Here is an 18,917-nt window from a genome sequence, read left to right as displayed (position 1 = left end):
TTGACGGCGGCCGGTGTCCCGGCGATCGTGGGAGGGACCGGAACGGACAACAGGGAGGTCAGCGTGAGGACGACAGGCTCGATTCCGATCCTCGGCCGATCTCTTGCCCTGGAGGGCATTCTTGTTGTTCCGGCTTCTCGAGCGGGCGGACGACCCGTTCTCGAATGATGATCTCAGCACGCCTTCCGGCGGGGTGCGTGCTTTCCTTCTCCACGAGTTGCGCCCGCTGCGGCGGGTGATCGCGGCCAGCCTGGTTCTCACGGTGCTCGGGCAGGGCGTCGAGGTGTGGCTCATCGGCTATGCGGGGCGCCTGGTCGACCTGCTCGCCGCGAGCAGCCCGGAGCGGTTGTGGGACGAGCACGGGGCCGGGCTGGTGACGGCCGGCCTGCTGATTCTGCTGGTGCGGCCGCTGCTCGGGCTGCTGAACGAGGGCGTCGACGACATCGCCTACCGGCCGAATGCCCGGGCGCGGCTGCTGTGGCGGTTGCACCGGCACGTGTCGCGCCAGTCGGTGGGGTGGTTCCGGCGGCGGCTGGCCGGGACCGTGGCCACCGACGTGCGGGAGGGCGCCGCGGCGGCGACGGATGCCGTCTACAGCGTCATGCACACGGTGGCGGCCGTCACCGCGTACATCGTGGGGTCAGTGATTTTGCTCGGCGTGACCGACCCTCGCTTGATCCTGCCGCTGCTGGGGTGGATCGGGCTTTATGCGGGCCTGATGGTGTACGTGATTCCGCGCTACCGTGACGCGTCGGACCGGCTGCAACGCGAGAACGCGGCGCTGACCGGGCTGCTCGTGGACTCCTATGCCAACAGTGACACCCTCGCCCTCTTCGCCGACCGGGCCGGGGAGGACGAGCAGGCGCGCCGGGTGCTGGCGGCGGCGCGGCGGGCGCAGTGCGACGTGCAGCGCGTCGAGGTGACCATCAATTCGGGGATGCTCTTCCTCAGCGGGGTGCTCCTGGTGAGCCTCGCGGGGTGGGGCATCGTGCTGTGGCAGGCGGGCGAGGCGCCGATCGGGCTCGTGGCGGCGGCCCTGGCGCTGAGTTTCCGGATCACCGGCATGGCCGAGTGGCTGATCGACGGCGTGTCCGGGCTGTTCGGGGCCCTCGGGACGTTGCGGCGCTCCCTGCGTACCGTGGCGCAGCCGTGGCTGGTGGCCGACGCACCCGGCGCCCGGGCCCTGAGCGTGCGCGGCGGCGGGATCCGGTTCGCCGGGGTCTCGCACCACTACGGGCGGGCGGGCGGCGGTGGCCTCGACGGGGTCAGCCTGACCGTCGCGCCGGGTGAGCGGGTCGGGCTCGTCGGGCGGTCCGGCGCCGGGAAGTCCACCCTGGTCGGTCTGCTGCTGCGCTTCCACGACGCGGAGGCCGGCACGATCACGATCGACGGCCAGGACGTCGCGCGCGTCACCCAGGAAAGCCTGCGCCGGCAGATCGCGGTGGTCACCCAGGAGACCATGCTGCTGGCCCGGTCGGTACGCGACAACATCGCCGGCGCGGCCCTCAACGGCTCGGTGCGCACGGCTGCCCGGCGCGCTGCCGCCGACGGCTTCATCGCGGGGCTGCGGGACGCCGACGGCAATTCCGGGTACGACGCCCAGGTCGGCGAGCGCGGCGTGACGCTCTCGGGCGGGCAGCGGCAACGGGTCGCGCTGGCCCGGGCGTTCCACAAGGACGCGCCGATCCTGGTGCTGGACGAGGCCACGTCGGCGCTCGACTCCGAGGTGGAAGCGGCGGTGCACGAGACGCTGGACGAGGTGCTCACCGGGCGTACGGTGATCGCCATCGCGCACCGGTTGTCGACGATCGCCCGGATGGACCGGATCGTCGTGCTGGACGCGGGCCGCGTCGCCGAGGAGGGGACGCACGCCGAGCTGCTGGCCCGCGGCGGCTTGTACGCGGGGTTGTGGGCGCGGCAGTCGGGAGGCTTCCTCTAGTCCTTCTGGAAAGTGTTGAGGAGGTCGGCGGACCAGCCTTCCGGCGGTACGGCTCCGGGGCCGATGACATTCATCGCGCCCAGCACGGTGAGGAGCATGCCCGTGGCCATGAACTCGCCGGCCTCCTCGACGCCCGCCCCGGTCAGCTCGCGCGCGGTCGTGAAGATGCGGCCGAACAGCTCGCGGACGACCGGGCCGAGCGCCGGGTCGGACGCGGCCGTGAAGCCGTGCAGCAGGATGACGATGACCTCGCGTTCGCCGAGGAGCTCGGCGTAGGCCTCGCCCAGGGCCTTGAGGGACGGGTCGTGGGCGGCGACGGCCCGGAAGTGCTGCTCGACGCGGCCGCAGGCGTGGTGCAGCGCGGCGACGAAGAGGTTCTGCTTGCCGCCGAAGAGCCGGATGACGTACGGCTGGGAGACGCCGGCGAGGCGGGCCACCTGATCGGTCGTCGTGCCCTTGTAGCCGCCCTCGGCGAAGGCGGTGACGGCGGCGCTGACGACCTGGTCGTAGCGTTCCTCGGCGGTGAGGCGGGACCTGGTCATGAACCCAGGTTATCAGTCGATGACTTGCACTTGTTATCAGTCGATGCTTAACTCTGGTTATCAGCGGATAACAACTTCGTCGGGGGTTCCGATGTCCGTCCTCGAGGCGCCTGTCTCGCCGCAGCACCCACGCCGCCGCACCACTCCACTCGCGGCTGTGATCGCCGCCGTCGGCATTCCGACGTTCATGGTCACGCTGGACAACCTGGTCGTCACGACCGCGCTGCCCGTCATCAAGTCCGAGCTCGGCGCCTCGCTGACCGACCTCCAGTGGTTCGTCAACGCGTACACGCTGCCTTTCGCCGCCTTCCTCCTCACCTTCGCGGCCCTCGGCGACCGCCTCGGCCGCCGCCGCATGTACCTCGGCGGCATCGTCGTCTTCACCCTCGCCTCCGCCGCCGCGGCCCTCGCCACGGAGCCGTGGATGCTCACCGCCGCCCGCGCCGTCCAGGGCCTCGGCGGAGCCGCCGTCGCCCCGCTGTCCCTCACGCTGTTGTCCCAGGCCGTCCCGGACAAGATGCGCAACGCCGCGGTCGGCATCTGGGGCGGCATCAGCGGCCTCGGCGTCGCCGTCGGCCCGGTCGTCGGTGGCGCGGTGGTCGAGGGCCTGCACTGGTCCTTCATCTTCTGGATCAATGTCCCCGTCGGCGTGGTCGCCGTCATCCTCGCCTTCACGGTCCTGCGCGAGTCCCACGGCGGAGCCCGCCGCCTCGACCCGCTCGGCCTGGTCCTGTCGGCCGCCGGCATGCTGCTGCTCGTCTGGGGCGTGGTCGACGGCCCCGACCGCGGCTGGACCTCGGCCCGCATCCTGTCGATGCTGATCGGCGGCGCGGTGCTGCTGCTCGCCTTCGTCGCCTGGCAAGCCCGCAACCGTACGCCGATGCTGCCCCTGACCCTCTTCCGCTCCCGCGGCTTCAGCCTGGTCACCCTGGTCACGCTGACCTTCTCGGCGGGCGCGTTCGGCGCGGTGTTCCTGCTCGCCCAGTTCTTCCAGGTGGTCCAGGGCCTGAGCCCCCTCGACGCCGGCCTGCGTACCCTGCCCTGGACGGCCGCCCCGATGATCGTCGCGCCGCTGGCCGGCATCGTCGCCGGCCGCGTCGGGCTGCGTACCTTGATCGTCGCCGGCCAGCTCTTCCTCGCGGCCGGCGTCGCCTGGATCGGCCTCGCCACGACCACCTCTGTTCAGTACGGCGACCTGGTCACCGCCTTCGTCCTGGCCGGCATCGGCATGGGCCTGACCTTCGCCCCGATCAGCACCATGGCCCTGGCCAGCGTCCGCCCCGACGAGCGCGGCGTCGCCTCCGGGGCCAACAACACCATCCGCGAGCTCGGTGTCGCCGCCGGCGTCGCGGCCCTGGCCAGCGTCTTCGCCGAGTACGGCGGCTACACCAATCAGCAGTCCTTCGTGGACGGCATCCGCCCCGCGGTCCTGGTCGGCGCGGCCATCATCGCGGTCGGCGCGGTGGTCGCCTGCTTCCTCCCCAACCGCCGCGACTGACGGTCCTCCCTTGGATTGAGGCTCTTACCGTGGATTGAGGCTCCTACCTTGGAGCGATGAGCGACGAGTTTCGCCGGTCCGTCGTCCGGGCGACGATCCCGCTGCTGGGTGAGTTCGAGACACTCACCACCGCGCGGATCGCCCGGGCGGCGGACATCGCCGAGTCCGACCTCCTCGCCGTCTTCCCGGACAAGGAAGCGGTCGTGCACGCGTACGCCACCTTCATGACCGAGGTCGCGCAGGCGGCGTTCGACCCGGCGTCCGAGGTCCGGCAGCTGACCGCGATCCCGGCCGGCCGCCCCCTCGCGGAACGCCTCGCCGAGGTGATCGACATCCTGGACGGCTATCACCGCCGGGTCCGCGCCGCCCTCGACGAGTTCGTCCCGGCCCCGGACCCACCCGAGGTCGCCGGCCGCCGGCCGGCCATCCCGGACGGCGAGCTCCGCCAAGCCGTCGCCCACGTGCTGGAGCCGGACGCCCAGCGCCTCCGCCTGCCCGCCCGGGTGCTGGCGGAAGCCTTCGTCGGCCTGGCCTTCGGCGGCGCCCGCCCCGCCGACCCGCACGACCCGCCCCTGCCGCCCGAGCAGCTCGTCGACCTCTTCCTGCACGGCGCCCTGTCGGGATGAGCCTCGCCCTCGGACGGCCTCAGCTCCAGTCGGGCTTGCCGCCGGCGGGGGTGGAGGTGATCTCGGGGCCGATCAGCAGGAAGTGGGCCTCGTCGCCGTCGACGCGGGGGCAGTGTTCGACGCCGCGCGGGATGACCAGCAGGTCGCCCGGTTCCAGGGGCACGTCGCCGTCGCGCAGCTGAATCGTCAGCTTGCCGGACAGCAGGAGGAACGTCTCGTCCTGGTCGTCGTGGGAGTGCCAGGTCGTGGAGCGGGTGCCCTTCGCCACCTTGAGCAGGTTGCCGTTGGCCGCGGCGAGGACCCGCTGGGACCAGAACTCGGTGAGGGCGGCCGCTTCGCCCGCCACTGCGTACTTCGTGAGCATGCCTTGATCGTGCCCGGGCGCGACGGCCGGCAGCAGTGGTAGAAATGACCAATGCCGCAAGGATCCTCCCATCGGGTCGCGCTCGTGGTGGACGAGCAGTCCAACCCCTTCGAGGTGGGGTGCGCCTGCGAGATCTTCGGCGGCCCGCTACGGCCCGAGATCGGCTTTCCCCTGTACGACCTCCGCGTCGTCGCGCCCCGCCGGTCGACGCCCATGCGGGACGCGCTGTTCAGCATCGGCGCGGCCGGCCGGCTGGAGGAGCTCGACCGGGCCGGGACGATCATCGTGCCGAACCGTCCGTACGTGGAAACCCCCACCCGCCCGGCGCTGCTCGCCGCACTCCGCCGAGCCCACCAGCGGGGAGCGCGGCTGGTCGGCCTGTGCACGGGCGCGTTCACGCTGGCCGAGGCGGGGCTGCTCGACGGGCGCCGGGCGACGGTCCACTGGACGCTGGCCGAGGAATTCCAGGAGCGCTTCCCCGCCGTACGCCTGGAGCCCGACGTCCTGTTCGTCGACGACGGTGAGCTGCTCACGTCCGCCGGCAGCGCCGCCGCCCTCGACCTCGGCCTGCACATCGTCCGGCGCGACCACGGCGCCGAGATCGCCGGTCACGTCAGCCGCCGCCTGGTCTTCGCGGCCTACCGCGACGGCGGTCAGCGCCAGTTCATCGAACGCCCGGTGCCCGCCGCCACCGACCAGTCCCTGGCGCCGGTGCTCGCCTGGGCCCAGCAGCGCCTCGACGAGCCCATCACCGTGACCGACCTCGCCCGCCGCGGCGGCATGAGCACCGGCAGCCTGCACCGCCGCTTCCGCACCGAGCTCGGCACCACCCCGCTGGCCTGGCTGACCGCCGAACGCGTCGCCCTGGCCTGCCGCCTCATCGAGCAGGGCACTCCCGGCCTGGAAACCGTCGCCCACCGCTCCGGCCTGGGCACCGGCGCCAACATGCGCGCCCTCTTCAAGCGGCACATGGGCGTCAGCCCGGCCGACTACCGGCGCCGCTTCGCAGTGCCCGGCGCCGATGCCCGGGCGGGGGTCAGGGCTGGGTGACCTCGATGACGACCTTGCCGACGGCGTGTTGTTCGACGGCTTCGTGGGCTTCGGCGATGCGGTCGAGGGGATAGCGGACGATCGGCAGACCCGCCTCCTCGCCGCTGCGGAAGGCGCCCGCGTTCACCGCTTCGGCGACGGCGGCCACGGCGGCGTCCTTGGCCGGAGCCGGCGTGGTGTAGGTGAGGACGAAGTGGACGCCGACGTTCTTCAGCATGGCCTTGAAGGCGGGGGCCTTGATTTCGCCCGGGGCGTAGAGGGCGATCGTGCCGTGCGGGGCGATGATGTCGAAGTCCTGGCGGAGGTTGTCGTTGGCGACCTCGACGATCAGGTCGGGGGCGGCGCCGGAGTCCTTGACGCGGGCGGCGACGTCCTCCTCGCGGTAGTTGATGACGAGGTCGGCGCCGGCGGCGGTGGCCAGGGCCGCCTTGTCCGGACCGGAGACCGTGGTGAGGACCGTGGCGCCGGCCCACTTGGCGAGCTGGACGGCGGCGTTGCCGACGGCGCCCGCGCCCCCGGTGACCAGGACGGTGCGGCCGGCGAGGGCGCCGGGGGCGAGCCGGTCGGGGCCGCCGGGGGCCAGGGTGAGGCAGCGGTGGGCGGTGAGGGCCGGGATGCCGAGGGCGGCGCCCGTCTCGAACGGGACGTCGTCGTTCATCCGGACGACCTGGCGGCGGGGGAGGGTCACCAGCTCCTGGGCGGTGCCGTCGGCGCGGCCGTACGCGGCGTCCCACACCCACACGCGGTCGCCGGGCGTAAGATCGCCGACCCCGGCGCCGACGGCATCGACGAGGCCGGCGCCGTCCTGGTTCGGGATGCGGGGTGGCTGCACACCGTCGGGCACGCCGCGGCCGGCTCGCGTACCCGTGTCGGTGGGGTTGACCGCGGACAGCACCATGCGGACTCGCACCTCGCCCGGGCCGACCGGCGGCGCCGGACGATCGGTGACGCTCAGCACGGACGCGGGACCGGTCTGGGTGAACACAGCAGCACGCATGGATCCCACACTATGCCGGGGGCCTGGCCTTCTGCGGATGGATCGTCTCGTGGCGGGCCAGCATGGCGACGAACTCGCGGATCTTGCGCTCGCGGGTCTCGGCCCGCTTCACCGCGTTGACGCGATAGATCAGCGCGAAGCGGTTGGTCTTGGTGAGGACGTCGAACATCGCCTGGGCGGCCGGTTCGGCGGCGACGGCGGCCAGCAGGTCGGCGGGCGCCTCGGCCTCCGACGGCGGGGCATAGGCGGCTGCCCACCGCCCGTCCGCCTGCGCCGCGGCCACGGCGGCCCGGCCCGCGGGCAGCATCCGGTCCTCCGCCTCGAGCCGGGCGACGTGCTCGACGTTGCGCCGGGACCAGGCGCTGCGGGCCCGGCGCGGGGTCAGGCGGATCCAGGACATGTGCTCGTCGCCCTTGCGGGCCTGGCCGTCGATCCAGCCGGCGCACAGGGCCTCGTCGACCGCCTGTTGCCAGGTCAGCGTGGTGACGGTGCCGCCCTTGCGGGTGAGGGCCAGCCAGACTCCGGGCGAGGTGGTGTGGTGCTCCGCCAGCCACGCGCGCAGCGCCCCGGCGTCGGCGACGATCAGCTCCTCCAGCGTCATCGCGTCACGCCATGTTGTGGCGGGTGTAGGCCGGGGGCCGCCAGCCGAGCATCGCCTCGGTCATGCGGACGGCGTCCACGGCGGCCCGGACATCGTGGACCCGGACGATGCGGGCGCCGTTGAGCACGCAGAAGACCACGGCGGCCAGGGTGCCGGCGAGGCGGTCCGGCTGGGCGGCGTCGAGGGTCTCGCCGATGAAGTCCTTGTTGCTCACGGCGGCCAGCAGCGGGTGGCCGATGTCGGCGATCTCGGTCAGGCGGCGGGTCAGCTCGAGGGTGTGCAGCGTGTTCTTGTTGAGGTCGGGGCCGGGGTCGATGACGATCTGCTCCGGGCGTACGCCATGGTCGAGCGCGACCCGCACCCGCGACCGCAGGAAGGTCACGACCTCGGCGGTCACGTCGTCGTAGCGGGGCGCCGGGTGGGGCGTGCGCGGCGGGGCGAGGCTGTGGGTGATCACGAGCGTGGCGTCCGTGCCGGCGACCGCGGCGGCGAGGCCGACGTCGCGCAGGCCGGACGTGTCGTTGACCACGCCGGCGCCGGCTGCGATGGCGGCACGGGCCACTTCCGGACGGTACGTGTCCACGGACACCACGGCGAGGTCGCGGGCCGCCTCGACGACGGGCAGCACGCGGTCGAGCTCCTCGGCGACGGAGACCGGCTCGCCCGGGGCGAACGGGACGCCCCCGATGTCGATCCAGTCCGCGCCCGCCTTGGCCGCGGCGCGCACCGCCTCGATCGCCTGGTCGAGCCCGTACGTCCGGCCGCGGTCGTGGAACGAGTCGGGCGTCCGGTTGACGATCGCCATCACGGCGACGCGGCGATCGAAGTCGAACGACCGGCCACCGATGACCCGGTTCGCGCCGATGAGCGGGGGCTCGTAGTGACTCACGCGGTGAGCGTATAACGGGCTGCTGCGGCGGCGGACACGCCCGGCGACGGGATGGTCGCAAACGGGTCTTCCGGTGGATGATCGCGGGGTCATAGGGTGCAACGTGTGACGGATTCGGGACTCGCGGTGTCTGCCCTGCGAGGTCCGGCCCGGTACCTGTGGTGGCTCGTGCGGTGCCAGAAACCCCGGATCGCCCTGGGCGCCCTGGTCGGATCGGCGTGGATGGCCGGGCTGACGCTCCCGCCGTACCTGCTGTCGCAGGCCGTGGACAACGGCCTGCAGCGGCGCGACCTGCCGGCGTTGACCGCGTGGGTGGCCGTGCTCTTCGCCGTCGGCGGGGCGAACGCCGGGCTGGCCATCCTGCGGCACCGGACCATGACGCTGATCCGGCTCGACGCCGCTTATCGGACCGTGCGCGCGGTGGTCCGGCACGCCACCCGGCTCGGCGCGGCGCTGCCCCGGCGCGCCGGTCCGGGCGAGGTCGTCACGGTCGGCATGGCCGACGCGTGGGTGCTGGCGCAGGCGCTGACGGTGACCGGTCCGGGCCTCGGCGCGATCGTCGCGTACGTGATCGCGGCCGTCCTGCTCTTCGGGATCTCCCCGCTGCTCGCCGTGGTCGTCCTCGCGGGCGTGCCGGTGCTCGCGGCGGTCGTCGGTCCGATGCTGCGCCGGCTCCAGCGCGCCGGGACGAGTTACCGCGAGCAGCAGGGCGTCCTGGCCGAGCGGCTGCTCGACATCGTCGGCGGGCTGCGGGTGCTCAACGGGCTGGGCGGCAAGGAGCTGTTCGCGCGGCGCTACCGGGCGGAGTCGGGCCGGCTGCGGCGCGAGGGCTATCGGGTGGGCGCGGTGACGAGCTGGATCCAGGCGCTCGGCGTCGGGCTGCCCGGCCTGTTCCTGGCGGTGGTGATCTGGCTGGCCGCGCGGATGGCCGCCGGCGGGCTGATCACGGCGGGCGAGCTGGTCGCGGTGTGGGGGTACGCGGCGATGCTGGCCGTACCCGTCGCGTTCTTCATCGAAGGCGGCTTCGACATCGGGCACGCGCTGGTCGCCGGGCGCCGGGTCGTGGCGTTCCTGCGGCTGCGGCCCGATCCGCAGGGCGCCGCGCCCGCACCCCCCGGCGCCGCCGAGCTGTGGGACCCCGAGTCGGGCGTGGTCGTGCCGCCCGGCCTGCTGACCGCTCTGGCCACCGCCCGGGCGAGCGACGCGTCGGCCGTCGTGGACCGGCTCGGCGGCTACGGACCCACCACCGCCATGTGGGGTGACGAGCGGATCGACACCCTGGCCGTACGGGATCGGATCGCCGTCGCCGACAACGAGTCCTACCTGTTCGCCGGCGCCCTGGGCAGCGTGGTCGCGGGCCGGCACGAGCCCCGGGAGGCCGCCGTCGAACGCGTGCTGGCCGGCGCCGCGGCCGGGGACATCGTGGCGGGTCTCCCCGGCGGCGCGACCGGCCTGATCGATGACCAGGGGCGCAATCTCTCCGGGGGCCAGCGGCAGCGGATCCGGCTGGCCCGCGCCCTCTACGCCGACCCCGAGGTGCTCCTGGCCCTCGACCCGACGTCCGCCGTGGACGCCCACACCGAGGCGGCGATGGCCGAGGGGCTGCGCCGGGCCCGGGCCGGGCGCACCACGCTCGTGACGACGACCTCCCCGGCGCTGCTCGAACGGGCCGACGTCGTGCACTGGCTCGTGGAGGGCCGGGTCGCCGCCACCGGCCGGCACCGCGACCTGCTCGCCGCCCAGCCGGGCTACCGCGCGCTGGTCGACCGGGCCTCCGGCCTGGCCACCGGGTCGTGATCCCCTTACCCGCGGCCGGGCGCGAGCAGGTCCGGCGGGCCGCGGTCGACCTGCTGTGCCGCGACCGCCGCAGCGTCGTCCTCATGGTCGCCCTCAACGCGCTCGCGGCGACCGCCGGCCTGGCCGGGCCGTGGCTGCTCGGCGACATCGTGGACGCCGTCGCCGCCGGCCGCGCCACCGCCTCGGCCGTGGACCGCGCGGCCCTGGCCATTCTGTTGTGCACGGTCGCGCAGATCGTGCTCGCCCGCAGCGCGCTGAGCACCGGCTACCGCTTCGGCGAGCGGACGGCGGCCCGGGTGCGCGAGCGCTTCCTCGACCGCGTGCTCGGCTTCCCGGCGGCGGTGGCCGAGCGCGTGCCGGCGGGAGACCTGGCCGTCCGCGGTACGAGCGACGTGAGCGCCGTGGCGACGACCCTGCGCGACGCGCTGCCCGAAGTGCTCATCGCGGCCGGCCAGGCATTGTTCGTGCTGGTGGCCGTCTTCTTCGTCTCCCCGCTGCTCGGGGTGATCGGCGTGCTGTGCCTGTCCGGGGCGGCCGTCGCGACGCGCTGGTACCTGCGGCGGGCCCCGGACGCGTACCTGGCCGAGCAGGCCGCCGGATCCGCCCTGGCCGACGAGCTGACCGCGACGCTGACGGGCGCCCGGACGGTCGAGACCCTCGGGCTGGCCGAGCGCCGGCTGGCGTCGGGCCGCGCGGCGATCGAGCGCGCCTACCGGGCCCGGCGGCGGACCCTCGCGCTGCGCACGGTGTTCTTCCCGGCGGTCGACGTCTCGTACGTGGTCCCGGTCGTCGCCGTGCTCCTGGTCGGCGGCATGCTGCACACCCGCGGCGACATGTCGCTGGGCGCGGTGGCGGCGGCCGCCCTCTATCTGCGACAGCTGGCGGCGCCGCTCGACGCCATCCTCGTCTGGCTGGAGCAGTTGCAGAGCAGCGGCGCGTCCTTCGCCCGGCTGGAGGGTCTGGCCACCTTGCCGCTGGTCTCGCCACCCGCGTCGGCGCGGCCGCCGGGCGGGGACCAGATCGAAGTGCGCGGCGCGCGGTACGCCTACGACGGCGGCCGGGACGTGCTGCGCGGCGTGGATCTGACCGTACGCCCGGGGGAACGGCTGGCTGTCGTCGGTCCGTCCGGGGCGGGCAAGTCGACGCTGGGCCGCCTGCTCGCCGGGGTGGACCGGCCGCGCGCCGGCGCGGTGACGGTCGGCGGGGTGCCGATCGCCGACCTGCCGCCCGGGCTGCTGCGCCGGCAGGTGGTGCTGGTGACCCAGGAACACCACGTCTTCCGCGGCACGCTGCGCGACAACCTGATCCTGGCGGCCGAGGCGCCGGACCGCCAGCTGTGGCGCGCGCTGGCCGTGGTCGGCGCCGACTGGGCCGCCGAGCTGCCGGACGGGCTCGACACGCTGCTCGGCGGTGACGGGGTGGTGCTCGACGGCGCCTGCGCGCAGCAGCTGTCACTGGCCCGGGTGGTGCTCGCCGACCCGCACACGCTGGTCCTCGACGAGGCGACGGCGCTGCTCGACCCGGCGCAGGCCCGGGCCACGGAACGGGCGCTCGCGGCGGTGCTCCAGGAGCGTACGGTCATCGCCATCGCGCACCGCCTGCAGACGGCCCATGACGCCGACCGGGTCGCGGTGATGGACGCCGGGCGGCTGGTGGAGCTGGGGACGCACGACGATCTGGTGGCGGCCGGGGGCACGTACGCGGCGCTGTGGCGGACCTGGCACGGCTTCACCCGTCCGGGGGGTGCCGGGGACGCGTGACGGGCGAGCTGACATATCAGACATTAGGGTCCAGGGGTGTTGCGCCGTGCCCTGATCGCTGCCCTGACCCTGCTGGCGCTCGCGGCGTGCACGGCCTCCGCACCGCCCGCGCGCCCCTACGCACCCCGGCCGAACATCGTCTTCGTGCTCACCGACGACTTCACGCCCGACCTGATCCGCTTCATGCCGCGGGTGCGGGCGCTGATGCGCGCCGGGACCAGCTTCGCGCAGTACACGGTGACCGACTCGCTGTGCTGCCCCTCCCGCGCTTCGATCCTGAGCGGCAAGTACCCGCACAACACCGGCGTCTTCACGAACACCGGCGCCGACGGGGGCATCGGCGCCTTCCGGCGCGGGGGAGCGGACCGCTCGACCTTCGCGACCGACCTGCGCGCGGCGGGCTACCGCACGGCCCTGTACGGCAAGTACCTCAACGGCTACACGGTCGGCTCGGGCCACGTCCCGCCCGGGTGGCTGGAGTGGGGCGTCGCGGGCCCCGACGGCTACGCCATGACCGATTTCGACCTGCTCGAGAACGGGCGCGCGGTGCACCACGGCGGCTATCTCAACGAGGTGCTCACGGCGAAGACCCAGGATTTCGTACGCCGGTCCGTGGCCGCCCGGCAGCCGTTCCTGGTCGAGCTGTCCACGTTCACGCCGCATCGCCCGTACACGCCGGCGCCCCGTGACGCCCGGCTCTTCCCGGGCTTGACCGCGCCCCGGACGCCCGCTTTCGACCGGCTACCCACGGCCGCGCCCCGATGGCTGGCTGGTCGCCCCGCGCTGTCCGTGGCTCTCAAGGCCCGGCTCGACGACGCCTATCGCCAGCGCGCCCAGTCCGTGGTCTCCGTCGATCGGATGCTGGGCGCGGTCCAGGCCACACTGGCCGCCACGGGCGTCGCCGGGAACACGGTGATCGTCTTCAGCTCCGACAACGGCTACCACCTGGGCGAGCACCGGTTGGGTCCCGGCAAGCAGACCGCCTTCGAGACCGATATCCGCGTGCCGCTCGTGATGGCGGGCCCGGGCATCCGCGCGGGTGCCACGGTCCGCGCGCCGGCCCTCAACATCGATCTGCGCCCGACCTTCGCCGCCTTCGCCGGCCTGCCCCCACCCCCGGACGCCGACGGCCGCGACCTGTCGCCGTGGCTGCGCGGCGAGCGCCCCGCCGGCTGGCGCACCACCGCCCTGGTCGAACACCACGGCCCACCCACCGACCCGGCCGACCCCGACCGCCAGTCCTGGGCCGCCGGCAACCCCACCACCTACTCGGCCCTCCGCACGCCCCGCTGGACGTACGTCGAGTACGCGGACGGGTTCATCGAGTACTACAACCGCGCGCGGGACCCGTACCAGCTGCGCAACATCGCCGGAGCCCTGCCACCCGCCCGCCGCGCCGCCCTCCACCGCGAGCTCGCCGCCCTCACCGCCTGCCGGGCTGCCACCTGCCGCTGACGGCGTCCGTAGGATCGGCACATGTCGTTGCGTTACGTGGGCCGGCTGTCCGAGCTCGAAGGCCGCGCCCAGCTCCACCGCGGCCTCGCGCGGGCCGATGCCTTCCGCGTGCACGTGCCCGACGGCGACGGGCCGCTGAGCGAGGGCCGGCCGGAGTTCCTGGCTCTACCAGGGGTCGAGGTGGGCCCGTGGGACGGCATGCGGGACGCGGTGGAGATCAGCGGGCCGCTCACCGAGGACGCGCGCGAGCTGTTCCTGCGGCTGAGGCTGTGGGACTTCCAGCTCGTCCGGGCCGGCACGGTGAGCCTGCAGGTCGGTGACTTCGAGGACCTGCAGGTGGACGATCAGTCCTCCTGATCCTGCTTGCGGCGCAGCTCCTCCTCGCGGCGGCGGAGGTCGGCCTCCCACTTCTTCATCAGGTCCTCGTCCTCGCGGCGGGAGGCGGCCATGCGCCGCAGGAAGTCGGGGTCGTCGTCCGGCGCCGGGCGCTCGTTCTCCGGGAAGCCGCGGCCCGGGCGCCACAGCTCGCCGTTGCTCATGCGGATCGCGCGCGGCGGACGGCCCGCCACGAACCAGGCGATCGCGCCGATCGGCGAGAAGAGCAGGATGAGGAACACCCAGACGGTCCGGGGCAGGGCCCGGATGCCGCCCTCGTCGGCGGAGAGGCAGTCGATGAGGGCGACGACCAGCAGGGCCAGGTCGAGCAGCACGAAGAGCGCGGAGACGCGGATCATGGCGCTGATGCTCCCAGACAACTCCCAGCCGCGGGGTCCCTCCGAACGGACGAGGGTTTGACGTCGCCCGGGTGGGGTCCCTCCGGACGGGCGGGGGTTTGACGTCGCCCGGGTGGGGTCCCTCCGGACGGACGAGGGTTTGACGTCGCCCGGGTGGGGTCCCTCCGGACGGACGAGGGTTTGACGTCGCCCGGCCGGGGGGACGACGATCGGCGGCGGCCGGTGCCCGACCGGCCGGCCGACGACGAGGAGCGCGACCGTGACCGAGCCCGAGTGGGTGCGCCATGTGGTGTGGTGGCACGTCTATCCGCTGGGCTTCACGGGGGCGGTGCCCGCCCGTGATCCCGGAGCGGCGGGCGGGCTGCGCAGCCTGATCCCCTGGCTCGACTATGTCGTCGAGCTCGGGGCCAACGGCATCGCGCTGGGGCCGATCTTCGCGTCCGAGTCGCACGGGTACGACACCGTCGACTACTTCCGCATCGACGAGCGGCTCGGCTCGGAGGACGACTTCGCGGCGCTGGTCGGCGAGGCGAAGGCGCGCGGGTTGCGCGTACTCCTGGACGGGGTCTTCAATCACGTCGGGCGGAGCTTCCCGGCCTTCGCGAGGGCGCTCGCGGGCGGGCCGGAGCGGGCGTGGTTCCACTTCGACGGCGACGACTATGCCGACTTCGAGGGGCACAGCGCGCTGGTCAAGCTCAACCACGCCGAGCCGGCCGTCGCCGACCACGTCGTCAAGGTGATGACCCACTGGCTCGAGCGCGGCGCCGACGGCTGGCGGCTCGACGCGGCCTACGCCGTCCCGCGCGAGTTCTGGGCGGCGGTGCTGCCCCGGGTCCGCAAGGAGTTTCCGGAGTCCTGGTTCGTCGGCGAGGTCATCCACGGCGACTACCCGGCCGTGGTCGCGGAGTCGACGGTCGACTCCCTCACGCAGTACGAGCTGTGGAAGGCGATCTGGAGCTCGCTCAACGACGGCAACTTCTTCGAGCTCGCGTGGGCCCTGGACCGGCACAACGGCTACCTGGACAGTTTTGTCCCGCTGACCTTCACCGGCAACCACGACGTCACCCGCCTGGCCAGCCGCCTCACCGACGAACGCCACCTGTCCCACGCGCTCGCCGTGCTGTTCACGGTGGGCGGCACGCCGAGCGTGTACTACGGCGACGAGCAGGCGTTCCGCGGCGTGAAGGAGGAGCGGGCGGGCGGCGACGACGCGATCCGGCCGGCGTTTCCCCCGAGCCCGGACGACCTGGCGCCCTACGGCTGGCCGGCCTACCGCCGGCACCAGGCCCTCATCGGCGTCCGCCGGCGGCACGCTTGGCTGCACGGCGCGCGCATCCGGCGGGTCGAGCTGACCAACGACCTCTTCGCGTACGAGACCAGCGCCGGCCCCGACGACCGTCTGCTCGTGGCTCTCAACGTCGCTGATCGCCCCGCCGAGGTCGAAGCGCCCGGTTGCACGACCGTCGAAGCCGGTGACGGCCGCCTCGCCGACGCCACTGTCACCCTCCCGCCCCACGGCTGGGCCATTCTGTCCTGAGCGGTCAGGTGGCGCGGACGATCTCCTTGACCAGGGGGACGAAGGCCGGGGCGACGCTCAGTTCGCGGACGCCGGCGGCGATCAGCTTGGGGGCGGCCTGTTCGTCGGCGGCCAGTTCGCCGCAGACTGCTACCGGTTTGGATTGCGCGTTCGTGCAGACGGTGGTGATCAGGTCGAGCACGGCGGGGTGGAGGCCGTGGCTCAGGGCGGCCAGTGCCGGGTTGCCTCGCTCGGTGGCCAGCGTGTACTGGGTGAGGTCGTTCGTGCCGATGCTGAAGAAGTCGACGTGCGGGGCGAATTCCGCCGTATGCAGGGCCGCCGCCGGCACTTCGACCATCATGCCCACGCGCAGGCCGGGCGGCTCGGATCCGGCCAGGGCCTTGTCGAGGAGGTGGCGGGCCGCCAGCAGTTCGCCGACCGTCGTGACCATCGGGAACATCACGCTGATCGGCGTCTCGCGGGCCACGCGGGCCATGGCGAGGAGTTGCGTGGTGAGCAGGTCCGGGTGGGCGAGTGAGTGGCGGAGGCCGCGGAGGCCGAGGGCCGGGTTGGCCTCGGAGGGCGCCGGGAGGTAGGGCAACGGCTTGTCGCTGCCCGCGTCCAAGGTGCGCAGGGTGATGCGGCGCCCGCCCAGGGCCTCCGCGATCGATCGGTAGGCGGCGGCCTGGTCGTCGACGGTCGGGGCGGTGTCGCGGTCGAGGAACAGGAACTCGGTGCGGACCAGACCGGCCTCGTCCGCGCCGTTCGCCGCCGCGGCTCGGGCGTCCGCGAGGGAGCCGATGTTGGCGGCCACGGTGATCGGGGTGCCTGATCTTGTGCGCGCCGGGGCCGAAGCGCGCATGAGCGATTGTGCGTTTCGGGCGGCGGCGGCTTCGGCGCGGGCGCGGAAGGAGGCCAGTAGCGCGGCCGGCGGATCGACGGCCACCTCGCCCGTGCCGTCCAGGGCGACCAGGGTGCCGTCGGGTATTGACAGGACGGCGGGTCCGGCGCCGGTGACGGCCGGGATGCCGCGCGCCTTGAGCAGGATCGCCGCGTGGGAGGTGGGGCTGCCGCCGGCCAGGACCACGCCGGTGATCCGGGCCGGGTCGAGCGCGGCGGCCTGGGCGGGGGTGAGGTCCGGCGCGACGAGGACACCCGACCCGGCCGGCCCGGCGGCGGGCAGTCCGAGCAGCTCGCGCAGCACCTGGTCGCCCAGCGCGCGGACGTCCGCCGCGCGCCCGCGCAGATAGGGATAGCTCAGCGCCTCGAACCGGGCGGCGAGCTGGTCGACGGCGGCGGTCCAGGCGGGGGGAGCGGCGGCACCCGAGGCGATGCGGTCTTGCGTGAGCCCGGCGAGATCGTCGAGCAGCAGCAGATGCGCGTCGAAGATCGGCGACCGGAAGCGGCCGATCTCCTCCCGCACGGCCGCCAGCGCCTCCGCCAGGCGGTCTTCCTCCGCAGCAGCGTCGCTCACGAGATCCCCGGCAAGGGAACCTGCGGGATCCTTGGCAAGGGAACCTGCGGAATCCGCGGCAAGGGAACCCGCGGAATCTCCGGCAAAGGAACCCGCGGAATGCCCGGCACGGGAAACGGGGGAGACGTCGGCGGGACGCCATCGGACGGCCGGGCCGATGGCGATGCCGGACGAGGCGCCCGACGCGGCGGCGGGGGAGGGCGGGACGTCGGGTGAGGACACGAGGGCGACGATCCGGGCGGTCACCGCGTCCGCCGCCGGGCCCGAGGCGCGTACCGACAGGTGGTGACCTTGGAGGGCGCCCAGTGTCGCCACCGCGGACAGGCTCGACGCCGGCACCCAGGCCGAGCCCGTGGTGGCGTTGCGCAAGGTGACCCGCACGTCGCGGCGCCGGACCTCGGTCACCAGACGCGCCGCGGGACGGGCGTGCAAGCCGTGCGGATCGGCGACGGTCACCGTGACTTCCCGACCCGGAGGAGCGCCGGAGACAGTGGACGCCGCGTCAAGATCGGCTGGGGTGGGAGGACCGGCCGAGGCGGATGGAACGGCCACGCCGGGGGAGAAGGTGGGAGCGGAGGACGTACCCCCGGGAGGAGTGGCCGCGCCGGGGGAGGGGGCGGAGGACGTACCTCCGGAAGGAGCGGAACCGCCGACCTGCGCGACCTTGCCCGCCAGGCCCGCACGCGCTTCCTCGGCGACCTCCGACCGCCCGGCGCCCGCAGCGGCCGCGACCGTGGCCGCCACCAGCCCCTCCACCAGCGGCCCGGCACACAGCACCACCCGCGAGCGCGCCGCCGCATCGAGCAGCTCCAGCGCCAGCTCGGCGGAGAGGACGGCGCTGCCGAGGTCCATGAGGACGACCACGCCGTCCCCGCTGTCGGCGGCGGTCATCGCGGCGGCGATGGCTACGGCGTCGGTGCCGAAGGTGGATTCGTCCATGCCGGCGGCGATCTCGATGGTCACCGGGGCGGAGGCCATTTCCGCGGCCAGGGCCACCGCGGCGCGGGCCAGGGGGTGGCTGTGGGAGACCACCACCAGGCCGACCGTCATGGGCCGGTCAGGGTGGCCGCGGCGGCGGTCAGCAGCAGAGTGACCGAGGTGGCGCCGGGGTCGGCGTGGCCGGCGCTGCGCTCGCCCAGATAGCTGGCGCGGCCCTTGCGGGCGACCAGCGGGATCGTCGCCTCGCGGCCCTCCTCGGCGGCCTGGACCGCGGCGGCCAGCGCCCCGGCGAACGGCTCGCCGGCGGTCAGGGCGTCGTCGAGGGCGTCGACGGCGGGGGAGAGGGCGTCGAGCATGGTCTTGTCGCCCGGGGTGGCCTTGCCGCGGGCGGCCACGCCGTCAAGGCCGGCCCGGAGGACCTTGGCGAAGCCGGGGGCGTCGACGACGGTGTCCGCGGCGGCGGCCATGCGGAGGAAGGCCGTGCCGTAGAGCGGGCCGCTCGCGCCGCCCACCTTGCTGATCAGGGTCATGCCGGCCAGCTTGAAGAGGGCCGAGGGGCTGTCCGGCGGGTGCGCGTCGAGGGCGGCGGTCACGGCGGTCAGGCCGCGGTCCATGTTGAGGCCGTGGTCGCCGTCGCCGATCGCCGCGTCGAGGTCGGTGAGCAGCTCCCTGTTCTCCCGGACGAGCCGGGCGAACTCGCGCACCCACGCGGACAGGGCGGCCGTGTCCATCGGGC

17 protein-coding genes are annotated in these 18,917 nt (G+C 73.9%); 9 read left to right on the top strand and 8 right to left on the bottom strand.

The annotated features are described in order from the left end of the window. Positions 1–124: 124 nt before the first annotated feature. Complete coding sequence (locus tag RAN62_RS11955) at positions 125–1,939, top strand: ABC transporter ATP-binding protein (RefSeq protein ID WP_369077164.1); 1,815 nt, start codon at positions 125–127, stop codon at positions 1,937–1,939. On the opposite strand, the gene RAN62_RS11950 is transcribed toward RAN62_RS11955, so the two are convergent. Beyond that, positions 1,936–2,481, bottom strand: a complete 546-nt coding sequence (locus tag RAN62_RS11950; protein WP_305784634.1) for a TetR/AcrR family transcriptional regulator — start codon at positions 2,479–2,481, stop codon at positions 1,936–1,938. The two genes, RAN62_RS11955 and RAN62_RS11950, sit on opposite strands and share 4 nt — an antisense overlap. A 157-nt stretch (positions 2,482–2,638) precedes the next feature. Here RAN62_RS11950 and RAN62_RS11945 point away from each other — a divergent pair, with 157 nt between their 5' ends. Next, on the top strand, positions 2,639–3,979 hold the full coding sequence (locus RAN62_RS11945; protein ID WP_305784633.1) for a DHA2 family efflux MFS transporter permease subunit: 1,341 nt from the start codon (positions 2,639–2,641) through the stop codon (positions 3,977–3,979). Positions 3,980–4,035: 56 nt separating this feature from the next. Then, positions 4,036–4,605, top strand: coding sequence for a hypothetical protein (locus tag RAN62_RS11940; RefSeq protein WP_305784632.1), 570 nt, complete (start codon positions 4,036–4,038; stop codon positions 4,603–4,605). Positions 4,606–4,624: 19 nt separating this feature from the next. On the opposite strand, the gene RAN62_RS11935 is transcribed toward RAN62_RS11940, so the two are convergent. Further along, positions 4,625–4,969 carry a cupin domain-containing protein gene (locus tag RAN62_RS11935; protein ID WP_305784631.1) on the bottom strand — a complete coding sequence of 115 codons (345 nt, stop codon included), beginning with the start codon at positions 4,967–4,969 and terminating at the stop codon, positions 4,625–4,627. 51 nt (positions 4,970–5,020) lie between these two features. Here RAN62_RS11935 and RAN62_RS11930 point away from each other — a divergent pair, with 51 nt between their 5' ends. Further along, positions 5,021–6,019, top strand: a complete 999-nt coding sequence (locus RAN62_RS11930; RefSeq protein WP_305784630.1) for a GlxA family transcriptional regulator — start codon at positions 5,021–5,023, stop codon at positions 6,017–6,019. Here the strand turns inward: RAN62_RS11930 and RAN62_RS11925 are convergent. From RAN62_RS11925 to folP, 3 genes are read right to left on the bottom strand one after another with little or no spacing between them, the layout of a single operon-like run. Beyond that, positions 6,006–7,016: an NADPH:quinone reductase gene (locus RAN62_RS11925; RefSeq protein ID WP_305784629.1), complete on the bottom strand. Its 1,011-nt coding sequence runs from the start codon at positions 7,014–7,016 to the stop codon at positions 6,006–6,008. The two genes, RAN62_RS11930 and RAN62_RS11925, sit on opposite strands and share 14 nt — an antisense overlap. Before the next feature lie 10 nt (positions 7,017–7,026). Beyond that, the gene (locus RAN62_RS11920; protein WP_305784628.1) at positions 7,027–7,617 is read right to left on the bottom strand and encodes a YdeI/OmpD-associated family protein; all 591 of its coding nucleotides are present in this window, start codon (positions 7,615–7,617) and stop codon (positions 7,027–7,029) included. A gap of 4 nt (positions 7,618–7,621) precedes the next feature. Further along, positions 7,622–8,506, bottom strand: coding sequence for a dihydropteroate synthase (folP, locus tag RAN62_RS11915; protein WP_438874490.1), 885 nt, complete (start codon positions 8,504–8,506; stop codon positions 7,622–7,624). A gap of 189 nt (positions 8,507–8,695) precedes the next feature. Here folP and RAN62_RS11910 point away from each other — a divergent pair, with 189 nt between their 5' ends. From RAN62_RS11910 to RAN62_RS11895, 4 genes are read left to right on the top strand one after another with little or no spacing between them, the layout of a single operon-like run. Continuing rightward, positions 8,696–10,303 carry an ABC transporter transmembrane domain-containing protein gene (locus tag RAN62_RS11910; RefSeq protein ID WP_305784796.1) on the top strand — a complete coding sequence of 536 codons (1,608 nt, stop codon included), beginning with the start codon at positions 8,696–8,698 and terminating at the stop codon, positions 10,301–10,303. Further along, entirely contained in the window at positions 10,300–12,063 is a 1,764-nt protein-coding gene (locus tag RAN62_RS11905; RefSeq protein WP_305784627.1) for an ABC transporter ATP-binding protein, read from the top strand. The genes RAN62_RS11910 and RAN62_RS11905 overlap by 4 nt, the downstream gene beginning before the upstream one ends. Positions 12,064–12,099: 36 nt before the next feature. Beyond that, positions 12,100–13,518 (top strand): sulfatase family protein, encoded by a 1,419-nt coding sequence (locus RAN62_RS11900; protein ID WP_305784626.1) that lies wholly within the window; start codon positions 12,100–12,102, stop codon positions 13,516–13,518. Positions 13,519–13,539: 21 nt separating this feature from the next. After that, positions 13,540–13,875 (top strand): hypothetical protein, encoded by a 336-nt coding sequence (locus RAN62_RS11895; RefSeq protein WP_305784625.1) that lies wholly within the window; start codon positions 13,540–13,542, stop codon positions 13,873–13,875. Here RAN62_RS11895 and RAN62_RS11890 read toward each other — a convergent pair. Next, entirely contained in the window at positions 13,863–14,252 is a 390-nt protein-coding gene (locus RAN62_RS11890; RefSeq protein ID WP_305784624.1) for a PLD nuclease N-terminal domain-containing protein, read from the bottom strand. The genes RAN62_RS11895 and RAN62_RS11890 overlap by 13 nt on opposite strands. A gap of 259 nt (positions 14,253–14,511) precedes the next feature. Between RAN62_RS11890 and RAN62_RS11885 the strand changes: the two genes are divergently transcribed. Next, the gene (locus tag RAN62_RS11885) at positions 14,512–15,789 is read left to right on the top strand and encodes an alpha-amylase family glycosyl hydrolase (RefSeq protein ID WP_305784623.1); all 1,278 of its coding nucleotides are present in this window, start codon (positions 14,512–14,514) and stop codon (positions 15,787–15,789) included. A gap of 4 nt (positions 15,790–15,793) precedes the next feature. Here the strand turns inward: RAN62_RS11885 and ptsP are convergent, their stop codons facing one another. Then, positions 15,794–18,292, bottom strand: coding sequence for a phosphoenolpyruvate--protein phosphotransferase (ptsP, locus tag RAN62_RS11880; RefSeq protein ID WP_305784622.1), 2,499 nt, complete (start codon positions 18,290–18,292; stop codon positions 15,794–15,796). Continuing rightward, positions 18,289–18,912, bottom strand: coding sequence for a dihydroxyacetone kinase subunit DhaL (dhaL, locus tag RAN62_RS11875; RefSeq protein ID WP_305784621.1), 624 nt, complete (start codon positions 18,910–18,912; stop codon positions 18,289–18,291). Before dhaL ends, ptsP begins: the two co-directional genes overlap by 4 nt. Positions 18,913–18,917: the final 5 nt, after the last annotated feature.

The sequence above is a fragment of the Symbioplanes lichenis genome (genome assembly GCF_030709675.1).
Classification (GTDB): domain Bacteria; phylum Actinomycetota; class Actinomycetes; order Mycobacteriales; family Micromonosporaceae; genus Actinoplanes; species Actinoplanes lichenis.
The sequence above is the reverse complement of the archived record's forward strand: the minus strand, read 5'-3'. Positions and strand labels throughout refer to the sequence as shown.